Origin of the sequence: Candidatus Caldatribacterium sp. SIUC1, assembly GCF_051549785.1 — a bacterium.
In the GTDB taxonomy this organism is placed as follows: Bacteria; Atribacterota; Atribacteria; order Atribacterales; family Caldatribacteriaceae; genus Caldatribacterium.
On the sequence record NZ_CP189974.1, the window covers coordinates 1,433,305 to 1,458,416 of the forward strand.

Annotated in this window: 26 protein-coding genes; 19 read left to right on the forward strand and 7 right to left on the reverse strand. The window is 53.5% G+C overall.

Annotation, left to right across the window (positions count from 1 at the left end; all coding sequences use genetic code 11):
- Window positions 1-7: 7 nt before the first annotated feature.
- Window positions 8-1,414 carry an L-fucose/L-arabinose isomerase family protein gene (locus ACP6EK_RS07485; RefSeq protein WP_438314810.1) on the reverse strand — a complete coding sequence of 469 codons (1,407 nt, stop codon included), beginning with the start codon at window positions 1,412-1,414 and terminating at the stop codon, window positions 8-10.
- A gap of 139 nt (window positions 1,415-1,553) precedes the next feature.
- On the opposite strand from ACP6EK_RS07485, the gene ACP6EK_RS07490 reads away from it, so the two are divergent.
- Window positions 1,554-1,949 carry a YlbF family regulator gene (locus ACP6EK_RS07490; protein ID WP_017872912.1) on the forward strand — a complete coding sequence of 132 codons (396 nt, stop codon included), beginning with the start codon at window positions 1,554-1,556 and terminating at the stop codon, window positions 1,947-1,949.
- Here the strand turns inward: ACP6EK_RS07490 and ACP6EK_RS07495 are convergent.
- From ACP6EK_RS07495 to ACP6EK_RS07515, 5 genes are read right to left on the reverse strand one after another with little or no spacing between them, the layout of a single operon-like run.
- Window positions 1,913-2,692 carry a hypothetical protein gene (locus tag ACP6EK_RS07495; RefSeq protein WP_438314814.1) on the reverse strand — a complete coding sequence of 260 codons (780 nt, stop codon included), beginning with the start codon at window positions 2,690-2,692 and terminating at the stop codon, window positions 1,913-1,915. The genes ACP6EK_RS07490 and ACP6EK_RS07495 overlap by 37 nt on opposite strands.
- Complete coding sequence (epsC, locus tag ACP6EK_RS07500) at window positions 2,692-3,612, reverse strand: serine O-acetyltransferase EpsC (RefSeq protein ID WP_438314817.1); 921 nt, start codon at window positions 3,610-3,612, stop codon at window positions 2,692-2,694. Before epsC ends, ACP6EK_RS07495 begins: the two co-directional genes overlap by 1 nt.
- Before the next feature lie 4 nt (window positions 3,613-3,616).
- Complete coding sequence (locus tag ACP6EK_RS07505; protein WP_438314820.1) at window positions 3,617-3,844, reverse strand: anti-sigma factor family protein; 228 nt, start codon at window positions 3,842-3,844, stop codon at window positions 3,617-3,619.
- Complete coding sequence (locus ACP6EK_RS07510) at window positions 3,823-4,416, reverse strand: sigma-70 family RNA polymerase sigma factor (protein WP_438314823.1); 594 nt, start codon at window positions 4,414-4,416, stop codon at window positions 3,823-3,825. The genes ACP6EK_RS07505 and ACP6EK_RS07510 overlap by 22 nt, the downstream gene beginning before the upstream one ends.
- Before the next feature lie 12 nt (window positions 4,417-4,428).
- Window positions 4,429-4,731, reverse strand: a complete 303-nt coding sequence (locus ACP6EK_RS07515; RefSeq protein ID WP_438314826.1) for a hypothetical protein — start codon at window positions 4,729-4,731, stop codon at window positions 4,429-4,431.
- Window positions 4,732-4,822: 91 nt separating this feature from the next.
- Here ACP6EK_RS07515 and ACP6EK_RS07520 point away from each other — a divergent pair, with 91 nt between their 5' ends.
- The 7 genes from ACP6EK_RS07520 (at window position 4,823) to ACP6EK_RS07550 (ending at window position 10,796) form a co-directional block, all read left to right on the forward strand.
- Window positions 4,823-5,203: a DNA polymerase ligase N-terminal domain-containing protein gene (locus ACP6EK_RS07520; protein ID WP_438314829.1), complete on the forward strand. Its 381-nt coding sequence runs from the start codon at window positions 4,823-4,825 to the stop codon at window positions 5,201-5,203.
- Window positions 5,193-5,717, forward strand: a complete 525-nt coding sequence (locus ACP6EK_RS07525; protein WP_438314832.1) for a ferritin family protein — start codon at window positions 5,193-5,195, stop codon at window positions 5,715-5,717. The genes ACP6EK_RS07520 and ACP6EK_RS07525 overlap by 11 nt, the downstream gene beginning before the upstream one ends.
- Window positions 5,718-5,761: 44 nt before the next feature.
- Window positions 5,762-5,932, forward strand: a complete 171-nt coding sequence (locus tag ACP6EK_RS07530; protein WP_438314834.1) for a hypothetical protein — start codon at window positions 5,762-5,764, stop codon at window positions 5,930-5,932.
- 218 nt (window positions 5,933-6,150) lie between these two features.
- A complete protein-coding gene (locus ACP6EK_RS07535; protein ID WP_438314837.1) occupies window positions 6,151-7,185 on the forward strand; it encodes a substrate-binding domain-containing protein in 1,035 nt (344 codons plus the stop codon).
- Between the two features lie 61 nt (window positions 7,186-7,246).
- Window positions 7,247-8,749, forward strand: a complete 1,503-nt coding sequence (locus tag ACP6EK_RS07540) for a sugar ABC transporter ATP-binding protein (protein WP_438314839.1) — start codon at window positions 7,247-7,249, stop codon at window positions 8,747-8,749.
- A 15-nt stretch (window positions 8,750-8,764) separates the two neighbouring features.
- Window positions 8,765-9,787 (forward strand): ABC transporter permease, encoded by a 1,023-nt coding sequence (locus tag ACP6EK_RS07545; RefSeq protein ID WP_438314841.1) that lies wholly within the window; start codon window positions 8,765-8,767, stop codon window positions 9,785-9,787.
- Window positions 9,788-9,797: 10 nt separating this feature from the next.
- Window positions 9,798-10,796, forward strand: a complete 999-nt coding sequence (locus ACP6EK_RS07550; protein ID WP_438314843.1) for an ABC transporter permease — start codon at window positions 9,798-9,800, stop codon at window positions 10,794-10,796.
- A gap of 35 nt (window positions 10,797-10,831) precedes the next feature.
- Here the strand turns inward: ACP6EK_RS07550 and ACP6EK_RS07555 are convergent, their stop codons facing one another.
- Window positions 10,832-11,290: a redoxin domain-containing protein gene (locus ACP6EK_RS07555; protein WP_438314845.1), complete on the reverse strand. Its 459-nt coding sequence runs from the start codon at window positions 11,288-11,290 to the stop codon at window positions 10,832-10,834.
- 100 nt (window positions 11,291-11,390) lie between these two features.
- Here ACP6EK_RS07555 and ACP6EK_RS07560 point away from each other — a divergent pair, with 100 nt between their 5' ends.
- The 11 genes from ACP6EK_RS07560 to ACP6EK_RS07610 all read left to right on the forward strand — a co-directional run bounded on the left by ACP6EK_RS07560 (window position 11,391) and on the right by ACP6EK_RS07610 (window position 25,071).
- Window positions 11,391-11,951, forward strand: coding sequence for a flavodoxin family protein (locus ACP6EK_RS07560; protein ID WP_438314848.1), 561 nt, complete (start codon window positions 11,391-11,393; stop codon window positions 11,949-11,951).
- Window positions 11,948-13,849 (forward strand): 3-deoxy-7-phosphoheptulonate synthase, encoded by a 1,902-nt coding sequence (gene aroF, locus ACP6EK_RS07565; RefSeq protein ID WP_438314851.1) that lies wholly within the window; start codon window positions 11,948-11,950, stop codon window positions 13,847-13,849. The genes ACP6EK_RS07560 and aroF overlap by 4 nt, the downstream gene beginning before the upstream one ends.
- A 90-nt stretch (window positions 13,850-13,939) precedes the next feature.
- Window positions 13,940-16,717, forward strand: a complete 2,778-nt coding sequence (locus tag ACP6EK_RS07570; RefSeq protein WP_438314854.1) for an efflux RND transporter permease subunit — start codon at window positions 13,940-13,942, stop codon at window positions 16,715-16,717.
- A complete protein-coding gene (locus ACP6EK_RS07575; protein ID WP_438314857.1) occupies window positions 16,717-17,481 on the forward strand; it encodes an outer membrane lipoprotein-sorting protein in 765 nt (254 codons plus the stop codon). The genes ACP6EK_RS07570 and ACP6EK_RS07575 overlap by 1 nt, the downstream gene beginning before the upstream one ends.
- Window positions 17,482-17,491: 10 nt before the next feature.
- The gene (locus ACP6EK_RS07580; protein WP_438314860.1) at window positions 17,492-18,757 is read left to right on the forward strand and encodes a DUF1302 family protein; all 1,266 of its coding nucleotides are present in this window, start codon (window positions 17,492-17,494) and stop codon (window positions 18,755-18,757) included.
- Window positions 18,758-18,765: 8 nt separating this feature from the next.
- Window positions 18,766-19,341, forward strand: a complete 576-nt coding sequence (locus ACP6EK_RS07585; RefSeq protein ID WP_438314862.1) for a TetR/AcrR family transcriptional regulator — start codon at window positions 18,766-18,768, stop codon at window positions 19,339-19,341.
- Between the two features lie 9 nt (window positions 19,342-19,350).
- Complete coding sequence (locus tag ACP6EK_RS07590; protein ID WP_438314865.1) at window positions 19,351-20,391, forward strand: GntG family PLP-dependent aldolase; 1,041 nt, start codon at window positions 19,351-19,353, stop codon at window positions 20,389-20,391.
- A gap of 2 nt (window positions 20,392-20,393) precedes the next feature.
- Window positions 20,394-20,732, forward strand: a complete 339-nt coding sequence (locus ACP6EK_RS07595; protein WP_438314868.1) for a hypothetical protein — start codon at window positions 20,394-20,396, stop codon at window positions 20,730-20,732.
- A gap of 161 nt (window positions 20,733-20,893) precedes the next feature.
- Window positions 20,894-22,120 carry a replication-associated recombination protein A gene (locus ACP6EK_RS07600; protein WP_438314870.1) on the forward strand — a complete coding sequence of 409 codons (1,227 nt, stop codon included), beginning with the start codon at window positions 20,894-20,896 and terminating at the stop codon, window positions 22,118-22,120.
- A 102-nt stretch (window positions 22,121-22,222) separates the two neighbouring features.
- Window positions 22,223-22,924, forward strand: a complete 702-nt coding sequence (gene deoC / locus ACP6EK_RS07605) for a deoxyribose-phosphate aldolase (RefSeq protein ID WP_438314872.1) — start codon at window positions 22,223-22,225, stop codon at window positions 22,922-22,924.
- 23 nt (window positions 22,925-22,947) lie between these two features.
- Window positions 22,948-25,071, forward strand: coding sequence for an FAD-dependent oxidoreductase (locus ACP6EK_RS07610; RefSeq protein ID WP_438314875.1), 2,124 nt, complete (start codon window positions 22,948-22,950; stop codon window positions 25,069-25,071).
- Window positions 25,072-25,112 lie beyond the last annotated feature (41 nt).

Genomic DNA, 25,112 nt, shown 5'->3' on the forward strand with positions numbered 1-25,112 from the left:
TTTGCTTTTAGAGGATTTCCCAAGGGATGCCCAGGATTTCACACACCATGATGAGCTCGTCCACATAATCGCCGTAGACTGCGTGGATGTGATTACAGGGGAATTTCTCGATGAATCGCTCAATGGAGGTCTCGAGGCGGCAGAACGCGTGAGGCCACTCAATCTGGGTTCTCCGCATGATTTCCTCGTTGGTCTTTTCATCAAACTGCACGAACTCTCCCCGGAGAATGGCCATCCAATACGTCCCATTTTTACGACCAAGACGCGCCAGGGTGACCTTTCCCGGGTGGGCGAGGTGGTGAACCGCAGCTCCTCCGGCGGGGAAGTAGAAGCCCTCGGGGTAGAAGACCACTTTGGGGAGGTTGTCCCGGTAGTCGAAACTCCCTCCGGCAAAATATGTTGCGTGCTGTCCCGAATTGCATAGGTCGAGCACCCCGTAATCTTCGTGCCAGTGCCGGACGTCGGCAAAAAGAACAGGAGTTCGGGCGAGTTTCTTGAGGATTTCCATGGTGATGGCTGCGTCCATGTCGGCTTCGGTTGCACATACAATGGGCTCTTTGGGGCCATCGAAATCGTAAGGATCGTTTAAGAAAGCCTCCGCGACATCCATGGTACAGAAGTTGTTGGTGAGCTCTGGTTGCCCTTTGATACCACAGAAATCAAGGTGCAGCTCCTCGCAGAGCGACTTGACGGCGTAGTATGAGGCGATCTGACGTTTCAGGATTTCGGGGGTTAGCTGTTTTCCGTCGTAGAGAATCTTTCCCACATTTTCTTCGCACCACCTGAAAGCCTGTTCGATCTTCTCCCGGGGGATAGTCTCGGCCCTGCGGACGATTTCCCACTGATCAATGTGCTCCACATCAATGCCGAAAACCTTTGCCCAGACGTCCGCTCCCACGGTGGCTGTGTACATCCCCATGGGGCGTCCACCAAAACACCCGAAGGTTTCTCCTCGAAGAGACTTGACGCAGGACGCGGCGCGAATGAAAGTTTCGATTTTTCGAAAAACTTTCTCATCCTCAACGTCTCCGGAGACCCGAATGTACGGTATGCCGACGTTGGCCAGTGCTCCAGAGCTCGCCAGCATTCCCACAAGTCCAGGGTATCCGGGGTTGATATTCGAAAGGCACAGGTACGGTTGGGGAGCGAACTGGGCGGCGAGAACCGTGAAATGGGGCCATGACCAGATGGCGTAGTTGAAGATAGTGCAGTCCACATCTTCTCTCTGCAGTGTCTTTCCGGCCTGTACGGCGGTTTCGTTGTTCCACGGGGGTTCAGGAGCTGTCACAACCTCATGTCCGGCTTCTCGGAGACGTCGCACCAGTCGTTCCTGGAAGGCAAGGTTCATGGAGAGGAGTTCCCGGTGCACGTGAGGGCGTCCATCTGAGAAGGTTATGACACCAACTTTCGCCACAGCGTTCACCTCCTGCGAGTTTCTCTCGTCACTATACATTGTAGATGAACGTGATGTTTTTTCGAAGAAGTCCCGGAAGAAGGATGGAAATTTCCCCTGACGCACCCTATAATAGGAGAAAAGCCGTTGGAGGTGTCACGTGCATATCGTTCTTCCTCAATCCTTGAAGGATGCCATTCGGTCGCTGGTGGAACAAATCGTTTGTACCCAGCCTTTCCAGGACTTTGAGAATACCCGTTCCATGCTCTCGAAGAATACCGAAGCGTTGCGACTTCTTGAGCGCCTTGAAGAGGAACAGAGGTCTTTGAGCCGGATTGCCCTCCAGAGGGACCTTGTTGATGAGGACTTTGCCGGGATTGAGCAGGCTCGCCAGGAAGCACTCTCTCACCCGGTGATTCTGGCGTATTTTCAGGCCCAGGATCGTCTGGTTTCTCTCCTTCAGGAAATTAACAATGAAATGAGTGCCCTTTTGGGTTTTGACTTCGCCTCTTCTGCTGCTCAGCCTGAGCGGGAACTCGAAGAAGGCTGGGAATAGATAGCCTCTTCAAGACGTAAAAGCAGTGCTCGCTCTTTCCCCATACAGGGAAGGCGCTCGAGAAGCGTTTTTCGTTCGTCGAATTGAAACGTTCGGCATTCTTCCGGTGGTGAAAAGGAGTCGGGGATGGCGAGCCCTGCGTAGAGGGTATGCCATCCCATCTCTTTGAGTTTCTGGGCTACGGAAGGGCTGCAAATCTCATCAACGGACTGGTGCTTTTTGATGAGCGTGCACCGGCCGGAGGTCAGATCCTCTCCCCACCCCAGGGGATGTCCACTTCTTGGCTCGAAGAAGACACAGAACCGGCAACAGTCAAGGCGAGTCTGGCAACGGGGACAGAAGACTGGCCTTCTCCGGACGCCGATGCCTTCCCCAGGAAGCGCAACGAGGATGTGTTCGATCTCGGTTTTACAGAAGGGACAGAGCAGAGAACTGGGGCGCGATACGTGAGTGATTGCTGAGGAAAGGGCGAGGAGTTGTTTTTTTTCTTCCCACAGGAGGTCAAGCCGCGGTTTGAGTTTCCACAGAAACTCCGGGTAGTGGATGGCGGCAACAATCCCGTAACCGAGGCCCTGAAGAAGAGAGGCTCTCCTTTTCCAGGAGAAGACGGCAAAGTACAGGGTTGTGGAGAGAAAGAGAGCAAACCACGTAGCTCCGATACCGCTGGAAACCCAGGAGGAGGGGGAAGCAACTCTGCTTCCCACCCAGCCTGCAAAGAACGCGAGGTGCACCAGAAAGTTCATCAGGTACGGTTTTCAATAATTCTCAGCCGGGGCTCTTCAATGACCACCTTGGTGTTTGCCGGGATCGAGTGGGTGAGCCACACATTCCCTCCAACGACACTTCCTCTTCCTATGACCGTTTCACCTCCTAAGATCGTTGCTCCTGCATAGATGGTCACGTTGTCCTCGATGGTCGGATGACGTTTCCTCCCACGGATGATTTTCCCGCGTTCGTCTTTCGGAAAAGAGAGCGCTCCAAGGGTCACACCCTGGTAGATTTTCACATTGTCTCCAATCTCGCAGGTTTCGCCGATGACCACTCCTGTTCCGTGGTCGATGAAGAAACTCCGCCCTATTTTGGCTCCGGGGTGAATATCGATACCCGTGATGCTGTGAGCATACTCAGTCATCATCCTGGGGATGAGGGGAATGCCCTGGACGAAGAGTTCGTGAGCCATGCGGTAGATGGAGATGGCAATGACACAGGGATAACTCAGAATCACCTCTTCGATGCTTTTTGCCGCGGGATCTCCGTCGAAAGCAGCCTGAACATCCTCATCAAGCATTTCCCGAATCATCGGAAGCTTTTCAAGGAAACGCCAGGCTTCTTCGCGAGCTCGTTCTTCGCAGGAGTGAGAGGTTCCCTCCATGGCCTTTGGGTCGCTTCGGAGAGCCTTGGAGATTTCCTGGCTCAAAGCAACAAAGAGGTGGTCGAGTTTGCATCCCACAAAGTACTCCACATTTGCCCAGCACATATGGGTGTTACCAAAGTACCCGGGAAAGAGCAACCCCCGGAGTTCTTCGGTAATCCAGATGACCTTTTCCCGCGAGGGAAACTCCCGTTCCTCGCTGCAGGTGATACGGGGTGTTTTCCGGTAACTTTCCACCAGAGCCTTGGCAATGTGCTCAACAGGAACCCTTCGGAATCCCTCCACGGTCATCACCTCAAAACCGGGCGATAACGCCTTCTATCCTAGCGATCAGGGCCTCAGGCACATGGTCGTTTTGACCGTTGTGCCGCACCATATCCCAGAGGAGGCGCTCGAACTCATACCGCTCACAGCATTTCCGGCACAGGGCCAGGTGCTCTTCAATTGCCCTCCGTTCTTCTTCAGAGAGAACTTCTCCATCAAGGTAAAAATAGAGTTTTTCTACAAGGTCTTTGCAGTCCATCCCTTCTCGTTCTCCTTTTCCATGCCGGTTTTTCGTGTGGAGTACTCCCAGAGCAGCTTCTGGAGCAGCTTTCGCCCTCGGTGGAGGCGGGACATCACTGTGCCTATGGGAATGTCCAAGATTTCAGCTGTTTCCTTGTACGAAAAACCCTCAACGAGGGTAAGCACAACAACCGCACGGAATTCAAGAGGCAGAGATTCGATAGCCCGGAGGATATCCTCCCGGGTGAGCGTGTTGAGCAGAGCTTCCTCAGGGGTGACACCTTCAAAGGAGGGCTGAAAAGAAGCCTCGTCTTCCATCTCTTCAAGCGATGGCGCTTTCTGCCGGTCCCTGAGGCGGTAGTAGTTATTGATGAAGGTGTTGGTGAGAATTTTGAAGATCCAAGCCCGAAAGTTCGTTCCTTCCTCAAAACGGTCAAAAGCAGCGAAAGCTTTGGTAACAGCTTCCTGGACCAGATCCTCGGCGTCCTCGCGGTTTCTGGTCATGCGAAGAGCTGTACGGAAAAGTGCAGGGAGCTCGGGAACCAGAAGCTCCTGAAAGACCTTCTTTTGCTCCTCTTTTGTCTTCATCATGTTGACCAAGCCTCAGGAGTCTTTGAGAAAATCAGCGTTTTTGAGTTTTTCGAGCTCTCTATGGAATTCGATAACCTCGTCAATGGTGATCTGCCCTCGGGGGGCCTCTTTACGTCGCTTCTTAAAAATCTTTGCCACATCTTCAATCTTCTCGAGACTAAAGGTCACTTCGCCAAAATCGCGACAATAAGGGCAAATGTACCGGATGTACGCTGAACCTCGGTATGCCGGAATCTTATAGATGCCAACTTCAGTGACGTCTTCAAGGCCGATAATGGCCTTGCAGTGCTTGCACTTGAGAGGGAGTTCAGGCATTTCTTCCTCCTCTGAGCTCTTTTTGGGATATTCTATCAAGGAACGGTGAATAAGACAAGTTTCAGAGTGGTTAGAGGAAAAAGCGAAGGAGGTGAGTTACGTCGGGTTTACCATCCATGAGCACCGGGCTTCACACCATCACTGTGATCTTCGTCTGGAGAGAGATAGGGTTTTGCGGAGTTTCGCAATGCCCAGGGGCATTCCCCGGGTGAGTGGAGAACGGAGGCTCGCTATCCCGGTGGAAGACCATCCGCTTTTTTATGCCGATTTCGAGGGAGAGATTCCTGAAGGATATGGGGAGGGAGTGGTACGTATCTGGGATAAGGGAAACTGTGAGGCGGAGAAGTGGACGGATGGAGAAATGCTCGCCCGGTTCCTGAGACGGAGGATTCAGGGGCCTTATGCCCTTATCCGTTTTCGGAAGGGCAACTGGTTGTTCATCAGACGGAAGGAGGAAGGACATGAATCTTGAAGCCATTTTCGAGTTTGCTCTGAAGATGGAAGAGGATGGACGGCAGTTCTATCTCAGCGGGATTCCCCGGGTCGCAAATCCCCTGAGCAAAGAGGTGCTGAAGCGTCTGGCCGATGAGGAGCTCGTCCACATCGAGAGGATCCAGGAGGGTTTTGAACGTATCCGTCAAAGGCAGCAGTTCGTTTTTGAGAGCTGGGGGGGCATTCGGAAATCCACACGGGAGTATTTCGAGAACATCTTCACCGAGGCCCAGAAACGTGCAGAGGAGCTCATCCCTCCCACAAGTGAAGAGCTCGATATCCTCCAGGCAGCTATGGACCTTGAATCCAAAGCTCACAGGTTTTACGTGGAGAGGAAAAGGGAGGTTCAGGAGAAGGGCGTTCAGGATTTCCTGGATTTTCTGGCTTCGGAAGAATATCGCCATTACAACCTCCTCTTCAACACCTATGAGTATCTGCGCAGTCCGGAGGAGTGGCATTTTGGAGAGGAAAAACCTATTTTTGAAGGTGGTTGATTTGCTATAATTAAGACACCACAATCCAAAAGGAGGGATGCATTATGGTTCGAGTGCTCCTCATCATCTACAGCTGGCTCCTGCTCATCATGGGGATTCTCGGGCTTATCCCGGGGCTTAACATCGGCGCGGAGCCGGCCTGGCATGCTGTCGTGAAGGTTATTCTGGGCATTGTGGGTATCTGGGCGTCGATGACAAAGAAGAAAGAAGGGTGACCGCTCTGCCCGTGTCCCAGACGGGACACGGGCAGAAGTTTTTTTGAGCATGGAGTCTTGAACTCATATTAAGATATTGTTATAATGTATGGCAGATTCGTGGGTCCCGATTGAAGGGAGGTGAGATGCCGAAAAAGGGAGTGCAGGATAAAAAGCAGATTCTTTCAACCGAAGTGTAGAGGAGGTAAGACACGATGACTCAGAGGCGTGGTTTCCAAATGTTTGTTCTCTTGGTGAGTCTTTTCTGCTTCCTTCTGGCGCTCGGAATGTCCCAGGCACTGGCCCAGAAGAAACTCCCTGTTGTGGGTATATCCACCGGGTCTTCCGGGACTTCCTGGCGTACCATCATGATCAATGGCCTGGAAGAAGTGGGCAACGAGTACAAAGCGGCGGGGAAAATTGCTGATTTTAAGATCGTCAACAACATTGTCAACGGTGATGCCACGGAACAGGCCAATATCCTCCGCGATTTCATCGCCCAGGGTGTGGACATCATCCTTGTGAACCCCAATTCCCCCACTGCCCTGAATGCGGTTATTGAGGAAGCCCAGGAAGCGGGAATCCTTGTTGTGGCCTTTGACGCTACAGTAACCGCACCAAATGTCATCAACGTTACCCTTGACCACTACACATGGATGAAGAAAAATGTGGAGTGGATCTGTTCTACGCTACAGAAGGGGAACGTCATTCAAATCTACGGCCTTGAGGGACACCCTGCGGACAACGACCGTCGCAGAGCCGTTTACGAGGTACTCAAGCAGTATCCCGATATCAAACTCATTGCCGATACAAGTGGATACTGGGACCAGACAAAGGCGAAAGAGGTTGCAGCCCAGATCATCGCCTCCGGCCAGCAGATTGACGGGGTCATCACTCAGGATGGGATGGCATATGGTGTTCTTTCGGCCTTTCTTGATGCTGGGAAGCTTCCCAAGGTCATGTTCGGCGATCCAGGAACCGCTTTCTTCAAAGAGTGGAAGAAACTCCGTGAGGCCGGAGCAGACTTTAAGGCCTGCACTCAGCCGAACCCGCCGGGAATCGGCGGTACTGCCTTCCGTATTGCTCTGCAGCTCTACAACGGGAAACAGTTCAAGCCGGGTGTTCTCGTAGATAATACCTTCTTCTACAAAGTGAGCATGTTCATTACCGACGAGAATTTCGACGAAGCATGGGAGCTTTTGAAGGACAAACCCGATGATTACCTCCTAACCGAAATCATGTCCGAAGAAGCCGTCGCCGAGCTCTTTGAGTAATACACAAAGCGCCGGAGGACTTTTCCTCCGGCGCTTTTCTCGTTGGAGGAGGGAACATTCGTTGGTCATCCTTGAAGCCAGAGGCATTCGGAAACACTTCGGCGGTGTTGTGGCACTTTCAGATGGAAACCTCCGCTGCCGGCAAGGGAGGATCACGGGGCTTCTTGGAGCAAACGGCTCGGGGAAGAGCACTATGTCGAAAATTATCGCTGGAGTGTACAGGCCCGATGGGGGAGAAATATGGTACAAGGGGCGACTGGTGCACTACAAGAACCCGAGTGAAGCAAAAAGAGATGGTATTGCTCTTGTCTTTCAGAACCTCAGTCTTGTTCCTGATCTCACAGTGTGGCAGAACGTTGTGCTGGGTATGGAGAAAAGCCGGGGTATTTTCCTCGACAACCAGGAAGCGAAACAGATTGCACGAGACATTCTGAGTAAACTCCTGCCAGGCCTTGACATCACCAGGAAAGTATACGAACTCAGTCCTGGAGAAATGCAGATTGTGGAGATTGCCAAGGCGATCGCCGAGAAACCACAGCTTCTCATCCTTGACGAGCCCACGGCGGCTCTTGAACATGCCCAGGTCAAAAGTCTCTTTGCCTACATGCGGGCTTTGGCACAAAGTGGTGTAGCTATTGTTTTCACCTCCCATCGTCTCTGGGAAGTCATGGAGATTTGCGATGACGTCACCATTTTCCGGAACGGTGCCACGGTGGCGCATATTGATTTCGACCGGGAGGAGAAGGACCCTGAAACCATCATCGGCCACATTACCGGAGAAGTCGTTCGACCTTTGCTGGTGGAGAGAACCTTTGGGGAAGGATCTGAGTCCCGTGAGATCTTTCTCAGGGCTCGCATCAGAAGCAGGGTAAAATCTCTGCGAGATGTTTCCCTGGAACTCGCAAGAGGGGAGATTCTTGGCATCGGCGGTCTTGCTGGTCAGGGGCAGAATGAACTGCTCTATGCCCTGGCGGGAAGCTTACCCGGGGTACAGTGCGAGGTGGAAATGGGGGGAAAGAAAATCGTCCTGCGTCGCCCTCAGGATGCCATCCAGAATGGCATCCTTCTTGTTCCTGGAGACCGGCAGAAAGAGGGCCTGTTTCTCGAACACTCGGTGTACAGTAACATGGTTTTCCCCAAGTTTGGTCTTCCCCGGCATCCTGTGGTCATTCCCGAAAAGAGGTACCGGAGAGAGTGTGAGGATGTTGTTCAGCTTCTCTCTATCAAGGTTTCCGGCCTCGATGCTCCGGTGAGTACGCTTTCTGGAGGCAACCAGCAGAAAGTTGTTGTGGGAAAATGGCTTTCTTTCGATGTCAAGGTTTTCCTTCTCGCCGATCCGGCAAAAGGTGTGGACATTGGTGCCAAAAGGGATCTGTACGAATACATTAGACGCCTAGCAATAGAGCGGGGTATCGGCATTATCCTTTATGCCAGCGATCACGAGGAGCTGGCCCAGTACGCAGATCGGGTTCTCATCATGTACGAGGGTGGCATTGTGGCTACGTTGACGGGAGAAGGCATCAGCGAAGAGGCCATCACCGCTGCTTCTGTGCGGGTCCGGTAGAAGGGGAGAGGTTATATGGATGCGGCGAGAAAGGGTATCGTTGCCCTACCTTTCGAGGTTCTGAAACGCGCTCTGCTCCAGCCCGAAACCTCCAGTCTCTTGATGTTCTCTGTGCTCTTTGGTATTACCGCTATTTTGCAGGAAAACTTCTTTGAAGCAAAGTCTATTGTTCGAACCATCAACTCTTTCGCTCCCTTGATTCTCCTTGCTATGGGGCAGGCCATTGTCATCATTTCTGGGGGAATTGACCTTTCCTCTGGAGCGGCGTTGTCGCTCTTCACCTGTGTGCTCACCACGGTTATGAAAAAGGACGACCCGGTAACAGGTGTCTATGCACTCATCCTGGCATTCCTCGTGGCTCTGGGTACCGGTGTAGTGAACGGCCTTGGTATCGGGTACCTGCGGATTCCACCAGTTATTGTGACCTTTGCCACATCTTATGCCTGGCTTGGGATTGCACTTTTCTTGCGCCCAACCCCGGGCGGGGAAAGTGTTCCCTGGTTCAGGGTGTTCTACAATATGCGCGCGGTTGAGGGTGTCCCTGAAGTGTTCAAAAGCCTTGGGAACTATGCTCCTCCGGCCCTCCTCTTAATTGCTGGAGCATGTGTTTTGTGGTATGTTGTAAGTCGAACCCGTACCGGACGGTACATCTATGCCGTGGGAAGCAACATCGAGAGCGCTTACGTGAGCGGTATCAATACGGGAAAAACACAGATGCTTGCCTGTGTGCTCAACGCCATTCTGATTTTCCTGGCGGCTCTCTTTTTTGTTGGCCAGAACCAGACTGGCGATGCCCGCATGGGGGGGCCACTGACGCTTCGGTCTATCGCTGCGGTGGTTGTCGGGGGTATTGCGCTTTCCGGTGGTCGGGGAAGCGTGTACCTTGCCATTGTGGGTGCACTCATTCTTGGGTTTGTGGGGAGGATTATCTTTTTTGCCAACGTTCCCAATGCGTACCAGACCCTGGTTTCGGGCATCATCGTCATTGCCGCCATTGCGGGTCCGGCATATGCCACCCTGCGTCGAGAACTCCGTTAAGGTGAGACGTATGGAGACGTTTCTAAAGAAAACATTTCCCTGGTACGGATGGATTCGGGGTTCCTGGTTTCCTGTGCAGTACCGGAAAGCTTTTACCATTCTCCTTCTCACCGTTCTCCTGTACGTTGGTGGTGGTGTCATCGTTCCGGGATTTTTGACCCTCGAGCAAATCCTCTTGACCTTGAAACTCGCGGCCTTCATTGCTCTTTTTGGCCTCTGCCAGATGATTGTCATCGTTGCCGGGGGTGGAGGACTGGATCTCTCTGTGGGGTATACGGCAACGCTTACCGCGGTGCTCACCGCAAGCATCATGGATGGACGGAATGCCTATCTTGGGGTAGCGCTTCTTGTGGCTCTTGTTCTTGGGCTTTTGGTGGGACTTGCCAATGGGGCGCTTACGTCGTACCTGAAGCTTCCTCCGCTTGTGGTCACTCTGGCAATGGCAGATATTCTCCAGGGAATTGTGAACGCTTATGTGGCGGGGAAGGCCATCACAGGGAGACCATCGCCAGTCCTCGTGACCCTTGCTGCGAGGTTAACCGGGGTGTTCCCGAACATCCTCTTCGTGCTCATCCCGGTAAGCATTCTCGCGATACTGGTTTTTGAGAGGACGAAGTGGGGGCAGATTCTTTTCGGTGTCGGTGCCAATGAGCGGACGGCGTATCTCTGTGGCATTAACGTCAAAAAGGTTCGGTTTCTGACATTCGCGGCAAGCGGTGTCCTGGCGAGCCTTATTGGACTCCTTCTTCTTGGGAACATGGGGATTGCTTTTAAAGATATGGGGTCGAATTACGTTATGCCGAGTATTGCCGCCGTGGTGGTCGGAGGAGTGCCGCTTGCCGGTGGTGGAGGGAGCTATTTTGGAGTCATTTTAGGTTCGATTTTCCTCCAGGCACTGACCAATCTCCTCACCGCTTTGGGCCTTGGTGACGCCGGGAAGTGGCTGGGATTCGGTATCATTCTCTTTGCCATGTTGAGTGTATATGCCGGTAACCGGCGAAGCCGCTGAGGTTCTCCGTGATCACGGAGAACCTCAGCGGCCAATCAGAGGTTTTCGAGGACTTTGAGGATTTCTTCAATACTGGGCCGCTCAGAAATTGGGTAGATTTTGACCCATCGAACGGTGTGCTCTCCATCGAGGATGTACACAGCTCGCTCCGAGAAGCCGTCGTCTCTCCTGAAAACTCCATACATCTCCGCGACCTCGCCGTGGGGCCAGAAATCCGAGAGGAGAGGGGTATGTTTTACTCCAATCTCTTTGGCCCAGGCGTGCTTGGCCGGTACGGGATCAACACTGATGCCCAGGGCAACAGCATTGAGCACATCCAGTTGCTCTTTGGATCTCTCCAGGTCCTGCATCTGGTAGGTGCATATGCGGGTGAAAGCCAGAGGGTGGAAGGAGAGAACGACTTTCCTGCCGCGGAGGCCTTCGAGGGCAACAACGTTCCCATGCTGATCCTTCAGCGCAAAGGCCCCGGCCTTTTCACCAATGGGGATGGGCATCCCGATCGCCTCCTTTCTTCCAAATTTTGGTTTTCTTCTTCAACCAGGAAAGGCGGATTTTATTCTAAAAGTCGTGTAGAATTGAGGAGGGTGATGTTTTTTGAAGATTCTGGGTATTTGCGGTAGTCCCCGTAGAGGGGGGAATAGCGATGTGCTCCTTGAGTGGTTCCTTTCTTCTGGGTTTTCCAGCGCGGAGATTCTCACTCCCTCCCAGCTTCGTATTCAGTTCTGCCGGGGCTGCCGGTACTGTGAGGCCACGGGAAAGTGCGTCATTCAGGATGACATGGCCGCGGTGGTCGAGAAGCTCCTTGCGGCAGATAGAGTCGTGGTGAGCACCCCAGTGTTCTTCTACGGCCTTCCTGCTCCTTTTAAGGCACTGGTGGACCGGACGCAGGTGCTCTGGGCAAGGAGGTATCTCTTCAAGGAAGATATGAAGCCCAAGAAGGGTTTTCTCCTGGCGGTGGGAGCAACGAGGGGAGAAAGGCTTTTTGAGGGAGTAGTTTTGACCATAAGGTACTTCTTTGACGCCTTTCGGTGTTCGTACGAGGGAGGGCTGTTCTTCCGGGGGTTTGATGCTCCTGCTTCAGTACGGGAATGTCAAACCTGTCAGGAAGAAGCGAAGGCCAGTGGCCGATTCTTTCTCCGGGGTGAGGATGTGTGATCGTTATCGGGAATCACGTTCTTGATGAGAAGGAAAAGCGCGAACTTCAGGAGAGCCTTCGGCATCGTGGCTTTGTGGTGCACTTTGTGGATTTTGACGGAAGAAAGACGGTTGTGGTCAGTGAGCGGACTTTCCCCGCTTCTGAAGTCCTTCCTGCCTCCTTTGTGGAACGGGTGATTGACCTTGAGACATCGTTTCAGCTGGCCCATCGTGCTTTCCTGCCACAGGGTACTGTGGTGCGGGTTGGGGATGTTGCCATAGGTGGGGAAACTGTGGTGGTCATTGCCGGGCCCTGTGCGGTGGAGTCGCAGGACCAGCTCTTCCGTACTGCGGAAGTGGTGAGGCGTTTTGGGGGCCATATCCTTCGGGGAGGAGCCTTTAAGCCCCGCACTTCCCCATATAGCTTTCAGGGACTGGGAGAGGCAGGGCTTGAAATCCTTGCCAGGGCCCGGGAACGTTTTGGTCTTCCCGTGGTTACCGAGGCGACGAGTCCCGAGAATGCTGAACTTGTGGCTGCGTATGCGGACATGATTCAAATTGGTGCCCGGAACATGCAGAATTTTGAGCTTCTCAAAAAGGTGGGAATGTTGCGGAAGCCCGTTCTCCTGAAGCGAGGCATGTCCGCCACCGTTGAGGACCTGCTTCTCGCGGCAGAATACGTTCTAAGCCTTGGGAACTTCCAGGTGGTTCTCTGCGAGCGGGGCATCCGGACCATTGAACGCTTCACCAGAAACACCCTGGACCTCACCGCTATCCCGGTGGTGAAGGAGCTCTCGCATCTTCCCATTGTGGTGGATCCAAGCCATGGTACAGGTCTCAGGGAAAAAGTCATCCCTATGGCAAGGGCCGCTGTGGCCTGCGGAGCAGATGGTGTCATGGTGGAAGTGCATCCAGAGCCAGAGCGAGCGCTCTCTGACGGTCCCCAGAGTCTTCGCTTTGAGCAGTTCCGCAAGCTCATGAGGGACCTTGAGGTGATCAGTGTCCTTGTGGGTCGGGAACTCAAGCGGGAGGACATCGCTGGAACCGTACTGTGCTCTGGAAGGACCTCTGGAGGCCCAAACCCCGAAAAGCCGAGGGTGGCATTCCTTGGAGAGCAGGGATCCTTCAGTTCCCAAGTGGCTCGACGTTCCTTTGGGGAAGATGTGGAACTTCTTCCCTGCCAGAACTTCCGCGAGGTTTTTGAGCAGGTGGTGAGCAACAAGGCAACTCACGGAGTGGTTCCCTTAGAAAACACCATCACGGGAAGCATTCACCACAATTTCGACCTCCTTCTGGAGTTTCCGGAAACGTTCATCGTTGGAGAGCGTTTCATCCGGGTTTCCCAGCACCTGGGGCTTTACCCCGGAACAGCGAAGGACACCCTCCGGGTGCTCTTTGCGCATCCTCAGGGGTTCGCCCAGTGTGGGAAGTTCCTCGAGCGTCTTCGGGGTGTGCGGATCATCAATGTAGGGAGTACGGAAGAAGCAGCCCGGAGAACTGCCGAGTTTGGTCCTGGGAGCGGTTGCATTTCAAGCGATGAGGCCATTGCCAAATATGGTCTTGAGAAGGTGGAAGAGGATATCGAAGATAACCCTCGAAACTTCACCCGCTTCATCATCATTGCCACGCGTTTTGAACCCCTTCCTGAACACGATAAGGTTTCCTGTGTCTTTGCCCTCCGGAACTACCCGGGGGCGTTATACGAGGCTTTAGGGGTGTTTGCCCGAAGGGGCGTGAATCTCTTAAAACTTGAGTCCCGCCCTTTCATAGGGAGGCCCTGGGAATACCTCTTTTACGTGGACTGGGAGGGGAATCTGGTCGAGGAGAAGTACCAGCAGCTCCTTGAAGAACTCAAAACGCGGAGTACCTTCCTCAGGGTTCTAGGAAGCTACAGGAATGCCTGGAAACTCGAGGTATAGTAGCGTCCAGTTTCAGGAGTTGTGGGAAGGAAGGTATAGGAGTATAATTTTCGACTGAACGGTCAGATGGTTCCCTGGAGGTGGTAATGGATGGAGCGCCTGGCCCGGTGGGTTCGGAAGTACGCCTGGCCCATTCTCGGGATAACCCTTTTCCTCACCCTGCTTTTCCTCTGGAAGCTGCAGAGCATCCACTTTGAGGACGATGTCACCAAGTATGTTCCTGAAAGCGACCCCGAAGTATCGTTTTACAACACCCTGGAAGAGAAGTTTTCCGGTTTTCAGAAAAAGAGCATGATCGTGGCTTTGGAGTTTGACGACCTTTTCACCCCCGAACACCTCGCCCTTCTCCAGAATGTGGTGGAGAGGATCGAGAGTCTCCCTGTGGTTCAGAAGGTTACCGCTCTCACGAATATGCCGGAAATCCTCACCACAGAATACGGCATCGAGGTTCGGGAAGTCGTGGAGGCCCTCCCCAAAAGCCAGGAAGAAGCCCGGGCACTCCGGGAACGCTTGGTGGGTAACGACCTGGTGTGGGGGAAGATCGTGACTCCCGACGGCAGAGGGACCATTGTTGTGGTCTCCTTTTTCGACAACGTCGACCAGGGGCAGGCCATCCGGGATGTGATGGAGACAGTCCGCGGCGAGATTCCCCCAGATGTTCAGGTAACCTTCTTCGGGGCACGCATCATCATGGAAGAAATGTCGAAGGACGCCCAGAGGAACATGCGGCTTCTGACGCCTGTTGCGGGAGGTGTGCTCCTTGCCATCCTCTGGTTTGGGTTTCGGAGTATTCGGGGAATGCTCTTACCCATTTTCGTGGCCCTGCTTTCAGCTCTCTGGGCTATGGGTGTTGCGGTGTTTTTGGGGAAATCCTTCACCGTCATTTCGGCTTCGCTCCCTGTACTCTTGCTCGCCCTGGTCAGTGCTTATGGCATACACTTTATCAATCGCTACTACGAAGAGCGAAAAGTCGCAGAGGGCAAAGAGGCAGCAGAGCGGGCACTGCAGGGTGTTTTCCTGCCCATTCTCATGAGTGCTCTGACGACGATGGGCGGATTTTTGTCTTTGCTTACCGCCGAGATCCGGCCGGTTTCCGATTTTGGTCTCTATGCGGCTTTAGGCGTCTTCTTCGGAATGGTTCTTTCGACTTTTTCCCTGGGGGCGTTCTATACGGTTTTCCCTATCCGGTACGTTCCCCATCACCTGGAGCATTCCGGAGAAAACGGGGGAGACTATTTCCACCGATTCTTGCGTTTTCTGAGTCACTCCTTGCTCCATCGGAAACGCGTTGTTGTGCTTTTTCTTGTGGCCGTTACGGGCATCCTCTGTGTCGGTATTCCCAGGATTCACGTGGAGACGACAATCCGAATGCAAATGGGCGCAGAACATCCCATCACGAAACTCGTCGAGTACTTTAAGGACCGCTTTGGGAGCACGGACTACAATTACCTCTGCATAACTACAGAGAATATCAGAGAACCCTTTGTGCTCCGGGAGATGATCCGGATTGCCCAGTATCTGAAGAGGTTCCAGAACTTCCAGGAACCTTCCTCTTTGGCCTCTTTTCTTCTGGATCTCAATGAGGCCATGGAGGGATGGCGAGCGATTCCCCTTGAGGAGGAGAAAATCAACAACCTGTGGTTCTTTGTGAACGATAATGAGTATCTGAAGGGGAGAATGACCGAGGATGGGCGGGAGACGTTCATCGAGTTCAAAGCCCGGGAAACGACCTCAGCAGAGCTCAGGGAAGAACTCAAAAAAGCACGGGCATTCCTTGAGAGCCGTCCGAAGCGAGTGAAGCGGGTTCCTCTTGAGACTGCCGAAGCCCGAGAATTCCTCGCAAAGACCATTATCGAGGATCTCACCCTTTTTGGCGTTTCCCTTCCCCAGGAGAAAGCTCACGCCGTTGTTCTTGCATTCTTGGAAAAACCCTGGCAGGAATTTATCGGGAAAGACGACCGGTTTGTTCAGCGGATTGTCCAGGATGCTCGCCTTGAAATTGAAGATCTGGGCCTTGAGGAAGAGGCAGTTCAGGTGGCTCTCGTTGAGAGCCTTGCTGGAAACCTCCCTCTTCCGAGAGTTCTTGAAGAGCAGCTTGGCCTTGATGCCGAGAGCGCCGAGTACCTGGGGAACGTTCTTGAAACATCCCTTGAGCGGGTGGCCAAAAGGGTCAAGGTTGAGACCTTGCGGGAAAAGCTGGAAGAACTTTCGGGTGTTCGTTTTGAAGAGAGCCACGACTTCGCACTGTATGAGGTCCTTGACGAGGCGGTATACCTCGAGGCAGAGGATGGCGATATAACGGTTGCCTACAGGATTACCGGAACCCCGATTATCGCCAACCATATCAACGAAATGCTTTTCAGTCAGCAGGCCAAGAGCATGTTCCTTGCCCTGGTGATTGTCTTTGGCCTTCTTGTGTTGCAGCTTTTGTCTCTACGACGGGCAAGTGTCGCCATGGTTCCTATTCTCCTCACCGTGGTGACGTCTTTTGGAGTGATGGGGTGGTTCCGTATTCCACTTAATGTAGCCACCCTCATGGTGGCAAGCATTGCCATTGGTGCGGGGATTGATTACGCTATTCACTTCACGGCCCGCTGGTACAGAGAAGTTGCGCAGAACCCTGGAACTCGGGCTCTTCAGGCAACGCTCACCAATACGGGCAGGGGTATTCTGCTGAACGCCCTGGGTGTTGCCGGGGGTCTCTATGTCCTTGCCCTTTCTCGCATCCATATGCTGCGGATTTTTGGTTCCCTGGTGGCAACGGTGCTCCTCATCGGGGTTTTCTACACCTTCCTTGCTTTGGCTCTCCTATTGCACCTTGAGGAGTACCTTGGAAACAATAAAGCACGACAAAGGGGGAATGCCTGATGAAGCGCGGTATTGCTCTGATTCTCTTTGTGCTGTTTCTCCTTTTTGCCACAGGTTGCGTGTTCGCCCTCACCGCTTCGGAGATCCTCGACGAGATGGAAGCACGCCGGACGCAGTTCACGACTCAGAAGACTGTGGGCAGAATTGTGCTCGTTGACGCTTCAGGAAAAGAGGAAGCACGGGAAATGGTCATGTACTCTAAGGACGAAGGGGAAGACAAGGTCTCCATCATCTTTCGCTTCTTGAGTCCTGCAGATGTCAAGGGGGTTACGCTATTGAGTCTTCGAAACGGTGAAAAAATCTATCTCTACATGCCGGCATACAAGAAGGTTCGCCTCATTGCCGGTTCGAGCAAGAGCGAGAAATTCATGGGGACGGATTTTACTTACGACGACCTCTCTGGAGGCTACGGCAAGGAGGATTACGAGAGCACGCTGAAAGGGGAGGATGACACCAACTACTACCTTGAGCTCATCCCCAAAAAAGCGGACTCAAAGTACGGAAAGCTTGACATGACCGTGGACAAGGCGAAGTTCTACTTCAAAAAGATTGACTTCTTCGATACCGCCGGGAATCTTTGGAAAACGCTGGAGGTTCATGAGGTTCGGGAAAGGGAAGACGGGAGTATTCAGATTCTCAAGCTTTCCCTGAAAGATGTGAAGGAAAACCATGCGACCATCATGGAGGTTTCGTCCATCGAGGAGGACATTCCTCTACCTGATGATTTCTTCAGCGTCCGCACCATTCAGCGGCCGACATTATGAGGTGACGCCAATGAAGCGGTTTCTGGCAGGAGTGATTGTTCTCCTTTTTGGCTGTGTTCTGGGCCCGGTCTGGGCTCTTGAAACCCAGGGGAACGTTGCGGCTTTCAGCTCCTACAGCTTCCAGGAGAGGGATCTCGACTACGGCATAAAGGTGAATTTTTCTTCCACCATACCCCTGGACAGCCGCTATTTCGGCAACGTGGAGCTTCTTTTGAGGTACCAGGACGAGAACAATATTCGCCCCTTGCGGGTGCGGGAGGTCAGTTTCCAGGGAGTTCAGGCCCCCTGGGATGCAACAGACTTCCGGGTGGGGCTTCTTGAGATCACCTGGGGAGCCTCAGACATTATGAGCCCTGTGGACGTCCTGAATCCCCGCCCGTTCTCCCGGGATCTCAGCGCCGACATCCTCGGGGAGAAGATTCCCGTTCCGGCACTTGACCTTGAGTGGTATCTTAATACGACCTGGTCTTTGGAATTTTTCTACCAGCCGAGGTTTGTAGCCAATTTCGTCCCCGAATTTGTGGAGAAACAATTTCTCCTTCCCTCTCTCCTCCCCTTTGGGGTGGACCCACAGAGGACGAACATGGTCATCACTAGGGACGAGCCGCCGGTGAGTTTTTCCTCTCCTATCTGGGCTCTCCGGGCCCGGGGATCAATAGGTGCTTTTGACATTGCTTTGAGCTACATTCAGGGATATTTCCTTTCATCGTACCCTCGAGAAACCACCATTACCCTTCTTCCTGAGGGCCTGTGGGACGTTCGGGTGCATTTGGGGTATCCGAAAAGGTCTGTTCTTGGTCTAGAGTTCCAGGGGACCCTTGCCGGGATAGAGGGGCTCACCCTCCGGGGAGATGTGGCCTTTGTGGTTCCCGAAAAGTGGATGCATACCGTGGTCCTTTCCCAGGGGGGAGAGGTGCAAATTCCCGTTTTCGATGCGCCGTACTGGAAGGCGAGTCTCGGGGTCGACTATTCCTGGAACAACACCTATGTGAATCTCGCCTACCTCCTGGGGAACCTCTGGGAAGAGGGAGAGCGGGTTTCCCCGTACGGATATTTCCATGTCGACTGGCAGAGCGAAGACGGAAAGTGGAAGCCTTTTCTGAATTGTGTTACGAGTCTTGAAGATGGAAGCACGGTATGGATGCTTGGGACAGAATATAAACCAGAGGATAACTGGAATGTCACCTTGACGTATTCCGTCTCTTCAGGCGCCCAGGGGAGTAGACTGGGGAGCGTTGGTGAGGGTATTGCTCTTGAGGTAAAGTACAGCTTCTGAGGTGGTGAGTGTTGGAGGACACGAGGAGAAAGATTCTTGAAGCGGCGAAGAAGATTTTCGCCGAGAAGAGTTTTTTCGATGCCACTCTCGAAGACGTGGCCGCCCTTTCAGGGGTAAAGAAGTCCACGATTTACTACTATTTTGAGAATAAGCTCGACCTTCTTATGAAAGTTATCCAGGAGATTTTTGAGGAACTCGCCGCAGCCTTGGAGAGTACCCTTCCCAGGGGAAATGTTAAGGAACTTCTGACGAGGATTGTGGATTGCTACTGTGAGTTCTTTTCTCAGAAGAGGGATCTCCTTCTGGTGTTCCAGCGTGCTGCTTTTGACCTTCTGAGCCATGACGAGGCCTGTCAGCGCTTCCAGGAAATCGCCCAGAGGCTCCAGGAGATTCGGAAGAGGATAGCAGAGAAAATTGGGGAAGTGACCACGAGGACTGGGAAGAAAATCTCGGGAGATGCACTCTTGCGGATGATTGCTGCGAGCATTGGAGGGTACTGTATTGAGGAGTTGAAAGAGGGAAGGACCATTACTCAGGATGACAAGGAGATCCTCAAAGAGGTTTTCACTGCCTTTCTGGCCTGAGGTGAGACGATGAAGAGAAGAATCGTTGACCTCCGCCGGGATACCATCACTCTCCCCACGGAGGAAATGAGGCGGTTCGCCTTTCAGGCTCCTTTGGGGGATTCCGTGTACGGTGAAGACCCTATGCAGAACGAGCTCGAATCCCTGGCGGCATCCCTTCTGGGGAAGGAGGCGAGCATCTTTCTTCCCAGCGGCACCATGGGGAATCTCGTGGCCCTTCTCACCCATACCACTCGAGGGGATGAGGTTATTCTCGAAGAAAACGCCCACATTCGAACCTCAGAAACCGGAGGTATCGGGGCCATAGCCGGACTCATGGTACGGACGCTCCGGGGAGATGATGGTGCTCCGGATCCCGATGACATTCGTCGGGCAATCCGCCCGCGGGATATCCACTATCCCCGTACTCGTCTTATTTGTCTTGAGAACACCCATTACCGCTACGGGGGTATCGTTCCTCCTCTTGAGAAGCTCAGGGCCATCAAGCGCCTGGCAGAAGAGGTTGGATTACGGGTCCATCTCGACGGGGCCCGCCTTTTCAACGCGGCGGTATACCTTGGGGTTCCTGCGAAAGACATCGCCGCCTGTGCAGATACAGTGATGATTTCCCTCTCGAAAGGGCTTGGAGCTCCTGTGGGTTCGCTCCTTGCCGGTCCCCGGGATTTCATCGAAGAAGCGAAGCGGTACCGGAAAATGCTTGGAGGGGGAATGCGCCAGACCGGGTGGCTCTGTGCCTGTGGGATTGTGGCACTCTCTCCGGAGAATATCGCTCGTCTTGAAGAGGACCACAGAAACGCTCGACTTCTTGCCGAAAGACTTGCAGAAATTGAGGGACTTTCTGTGGACCTTTCCCGGGTGCAGACGAACTTTGTCCTGCTTCACCTGCACCGAAAGGACCTTACTGCGCATCGCTTCGTCGAGCTTCTTCAGGAACGGGGTGTTCTGGCTACCCCGGTTTCTGCATCGCTTGTCCGGTTTGTAACCTCAAGAGAGGTAACAAGAGAGGACATCCTCGAGACGGTGGAAGTTGTCAAAGAGGTGTTACGGTAGCGATGAGGCGTCTGGAGAATGTGGTGAAAAAGCTTCTCCATTCCCTTATCGATGCCTGTCCTCAACAGGGGTTCATTCCCCTCGAAGAGTATGTCTTCCAGGAAGCCGTAAAGGCGTATCTTGCGGACCTTTCATGCCTTGATGCAGAAGATATGGGAGCGCTCCTTTCGGCAACGTCATTTCTTGGGATGCTGCAGCGGGTCACCGGGGGATGCTTCCTTCAGTTTTCCCGTCTCACCCTCTTCTGGCTTGCTGAGATTGAGAGGGTCCTCGGGGTACTCCGGGAAGGGTTGGCCCAGGCACTGGATTCCAGAACGGTCTCCCTTGCCTTGCGGGAATAAAGGCTTGTGTTCTTTTGCCCCGAGGAATATAATGTTACTGTAGAACAGAAGTTCTAAGGAAGGAGAGAGCGACGGTTTTCAGGGAAGGAGAGCTCTTTGGAGTCCGGGAAGAAACAAAGCCTCTTGCCTTTCGAATGCGTCCCCGAACGCTGGATGAAGTTGTGGGACAGCCCCATCTTACGGGTCCCCAGGGGTTGCTGCGCCGGATTGTGGAAGCCCAATTTCTCCCCTCTCTCATTTTCTGGGGGCCACCGGGAACGGGAAAGACCTCTGTGGCCTTTCTTCTTGCCGAAGCCTGTGGGTACCGCATGACTTCCCTGAGCGCAGTGGCTTCGGGAGTCAAAGAGATTCGAGAAGCAGTGCAGGAAGCTGAAAATGCCCTGAAATTCCATGGGAAGAAAACCGTTTTCTTTATCGATGAAGTGCACCGCTTCCACAAGGGCCAGCAGAGTCTCCTTTTGCCCTACGTTGAGGAGGGGCTTATCACGTTTATTGGATCCACCACGGAGAATCCCTCTTTTGAAATCATTGCACCCCTTCTTTCCCGGGTGCAAGTGGTCATCTTCCGGGAAATACCTTTTGAAGACCTTTTGTATCTCCTTCGACGTGCCCTTGAGGAAGAGCGGGGTCTACGGGGGAAGGCTCCACCCTTTGAAGAGGAAGCCCTGCAGTGGATTGCCCGTCTTGCCGATGGCGATGCTCGCCAGGCGCTGAATATGCTTGAAACCGCTGCCCACCTCGCAAGGCAGGAAGGCAAAGAGCAGGTTGACGTTGATTTCTTGCAGGGCCTTTTCCGGAAAGTCTCCTACCTCTACGATAAGTCAGGGGAGGAACACTATAACCTCCTTTCGGCCTACCATAAGAGTCTTCGAGGAAGTGACCCCGATGCAGCACTGTACTGGCTTGCGCGAATGCTTGAAGCTGGAGAAGACCCCCATGCTATTCTGCGACGTCTCATTGCCTGTGCTTCGGAAGACGTCGGAAATGCCGATCCTCAGGCACTGCTCATTGCCCTGGCTGCTCGGGAGGCCTTCGATTTTCTGGGAGAGCCTGAAGGGCGACTTGCCCTTGCGCAGGCCACAGTCTATGTTGCCTGTGCCCCAAAGAGCAACGCTTCGTACCGGGCGCTTCAGGAAGCTCTGGAGGATGTGAGGAAATACGGCTCGCTTCCTGTTCCCTTGCACCTTCGCAATGCTCCCACCGGGCTTTTGCGGCAACTGGGGTACGCCAAGGAATACCAGTACGTCCACGATTTTCCGGAAGGGTTTGTGTTTCAGGAGTACTTTCCCACCTCGCTGGGAAGGAGAGTGTACTATCGTCCCACCCAGCGCGGTTATGAGAAGGTCCTCGCGGAACGTCTGAGTCTCCTCTGGGGAGAACGGAAGTAACCACCATCAGGGATTTTCGCGAAGCCCCCTTGACGAAGTCAGCGATGTTCTTTTACAATGGATAGCGATATCATGTTTTTATTTTGTTATTACAAAGGAGGTGTGGTGGTGGATTACACCTGTCAAGACATTGCCAAAATGATTGACCATTCCCTCCTTCGACCCGATCTCACCGATGAGGACATTGTGAGGGGATGTGAGATTGCCAGGAAGTACAACGTTGCCTCGGTGTGTTGTCGCCCTTCTGATGTAGCTCTGGCCAGGAAGCTCCTTGAGGGGAGCGAAGTCAAGGTTGGGGCTGTGGTTGGCTTTCCCCACGGCGCTCACAAGACGGAAACCAAGGTCTTCGAGGCGGAGCAGGCCATTCGCGATGGAGCAGAAGAAATCGACATGGTTATCCATATTGGGAAACTCCGTTCCCGCGACTTTGAGTACGTAAAGCGAGACATCCAGGCAGTGGTCGAGGTTGCCCACCGGCATGGAGTTATTGTGAAGGTCATCCTTGAGAACTGCTACCTCACGGATGAATTGAAGCGCATCGGGTGCAGGCTCGCTGAAGAGGCAGGGGCTGACTTTGTCAAAACTTCCACAGGGTTTGGTCCCGGAGGTGCGACCATTGAGGACCTCATTTTGATGAGGCAGTCCGTTTCTCCAAAAGTCCAGGTCAAGGCAGCGGGAGGCGTGCGGGATCTCGATGCCGCCCTGAAGGTTCGGGAGGTAGGTGCCACGAGGTTTGGAGCAACGAGGACTGAAGAGATTATGGAGGAGTGTTACCGGAGAAAAGGGAAGGAAGAGTGTTGTTGAGCACAGCGAGAGGAGGCATTCCAGTGAAGAATCCATATTTCCCCCATCTCTTCTCTCCTATCGAGATTGGGAACTTTGTCGTCCCTAACCGGATTGTCCATGTGCCTACGGATATCAGTTCAGCAAACGCCGATGGCTCGGTGAACGAGCGAGTTATCCGGTACCATGAGGAAATTGCCAAGGGGGGTTGCGGCTTCATCATTGTTGGCGCGACAACTCCCGACAAGGCAACGGGAAGACCCACTGTGACCTGCCTTGCAGCGGATGAAGATCCCATGATCCCCGGGCTTGCCCGTCTTGCCGAAGCGATGCACCGATATGGTGCCCGGTGTGCAGTGCAGATTCAGCATCCAGGACGACAGGCAGCCTGGCCGAGGAAAGACCTTTTCTCTGCCACCGATATGGTGGTATCCCTTCCCGGTTCCGCGGGACACGAAATCGTCTACGCTGAGGAAGTTTCCAAGAAAGGGAAATCCATCCGGGCTATGACTATCGAGGAGATTTATGACCTCATTGAGAAGTTCGCTGAAGCTGCCTGGCGCGTTCAGCAGGCGGGTTTCGATGCCGTGGAACTCCACGGAGCCCATGGGTATCTCATCGCCCAGTTCATGAGCCCCTATATCAACCGGAGGAATGACCGGTTTGGTGGGAGTTTCATTAACCGGATGCGATTTGTCCTTGAGATTATCGACCGCATTAAGCGGAAGTGCGGAAAGAACTTCCCCATTGGTATCCGGTACTCCGGAGAAGAGTGGATCGAAGGTGGCAGGACTCTCGAGGAGAGCATCAAAATTGCCAAGCTGATGGAGGAAAACGGTGTGGCATTCCTTGACATTAGTGCCGGAACGTTCGAGGTGCCCGGGCCGACCATGGATCCCATGTACTACCCTCAGGGGTGGAACACCTATGCTGCCTGGGAAATCAAAAAACACGTCAGGATTCCTGTTATAACGAGCCATACCCTGCGGGACCCTGAGTACTGTGAGCGAATTCTCGCTGAGGGAAAAGCTGACATGGTTGGGCTCTCGAGGCAGCTCATTGCAGATCCCTACTGGGCAAACAAGGCCAGAGAGGGGAGGGTGAGGGAAATTCGTAAGTGCATCTCGTGCCTTGTGGGATGCTGGCAGGAATCCCTTATGATTAAGCGGGAGTGTCGCTGTGCAATCAACCCTGCAATGGGTGACGAACGGTTTATCGATCTTCCGAAGGCCAGGAAGCCCCTTCGGGTTGCCATCGTCGGTGGGGGTCCAGGTGGCCTTGAGGCAGCAAGAATTGCCACCCTACGAGGTCATGAGGTCACGGTATTTGAGAAGACCGGAGAGCTGGGAGGAGCGATACTCCTCTGCTGTACCGTTCCAGGGAAAACGAAAATGCGCTGGTATGCTGACTGGCTACGGGAACAAATCACGCAGCTTGGTGTTACCGTACGTCTTCGGACCGAGCCCACCATCGAGGATCTTAAGGCTTTCGACGTTGTTCTTGTGGCCACTGGGGGCAGGGTTCTTCGTCCCGATATTCCCGGTATTGATCTGCCTTTTGTGGTTTCCTTTGACGAGGTTCTCCGGTGTAAGGCCATAGGGTGCGCGTACTACCCAGGTGATAGGCCAAAGCCACTGGAATGTGGGGGAACGGTACTCATCTGGGGGGACCATTTTGGAGCGGCAGACACTGCGGAGAAACTCGGATTCGAAGGAAAGAAGATCTACATTGTTACCGAAAACCGGGAGTTTGCTTCCTGGATGGAACCGTGCCACCGGGACGTCATGATGAAACGTTTTGCAGGAGGGAATGGTGAAGCCCTCACCCTTCGTCCTTACAAGCATCCGGTAACGGTCTTCACCCAGACAACGGTGCTTGAAATTCGTCCTGGAGGAGAGGTTGTGCTTCAGGACAGTGAGTTCAGACGAAGGGTGATCAAAGTCGACCAGGTCATCCTCGCCAAGGTTGTGCCCAACGATGCCTTCTACAGGCAGTGTCTTGAAGCAGGACTTCTTGTTGGGAAAATCGGCGATGCAAAGGAAGTCCGCAATCTCCGGGGAGCCGTTACTGATGGAGCTAACGCCGGTCTCCTCCTTGAGGAGGATGTCATACTCAATGGAAACCTTGCCCTGGTAGCCTCCCTGCCCACAGAGGTAAGAGGGCGGTGAGCGTTTCCCGGTACCCCCTGGGATGATGGCTGAAAGAAGGT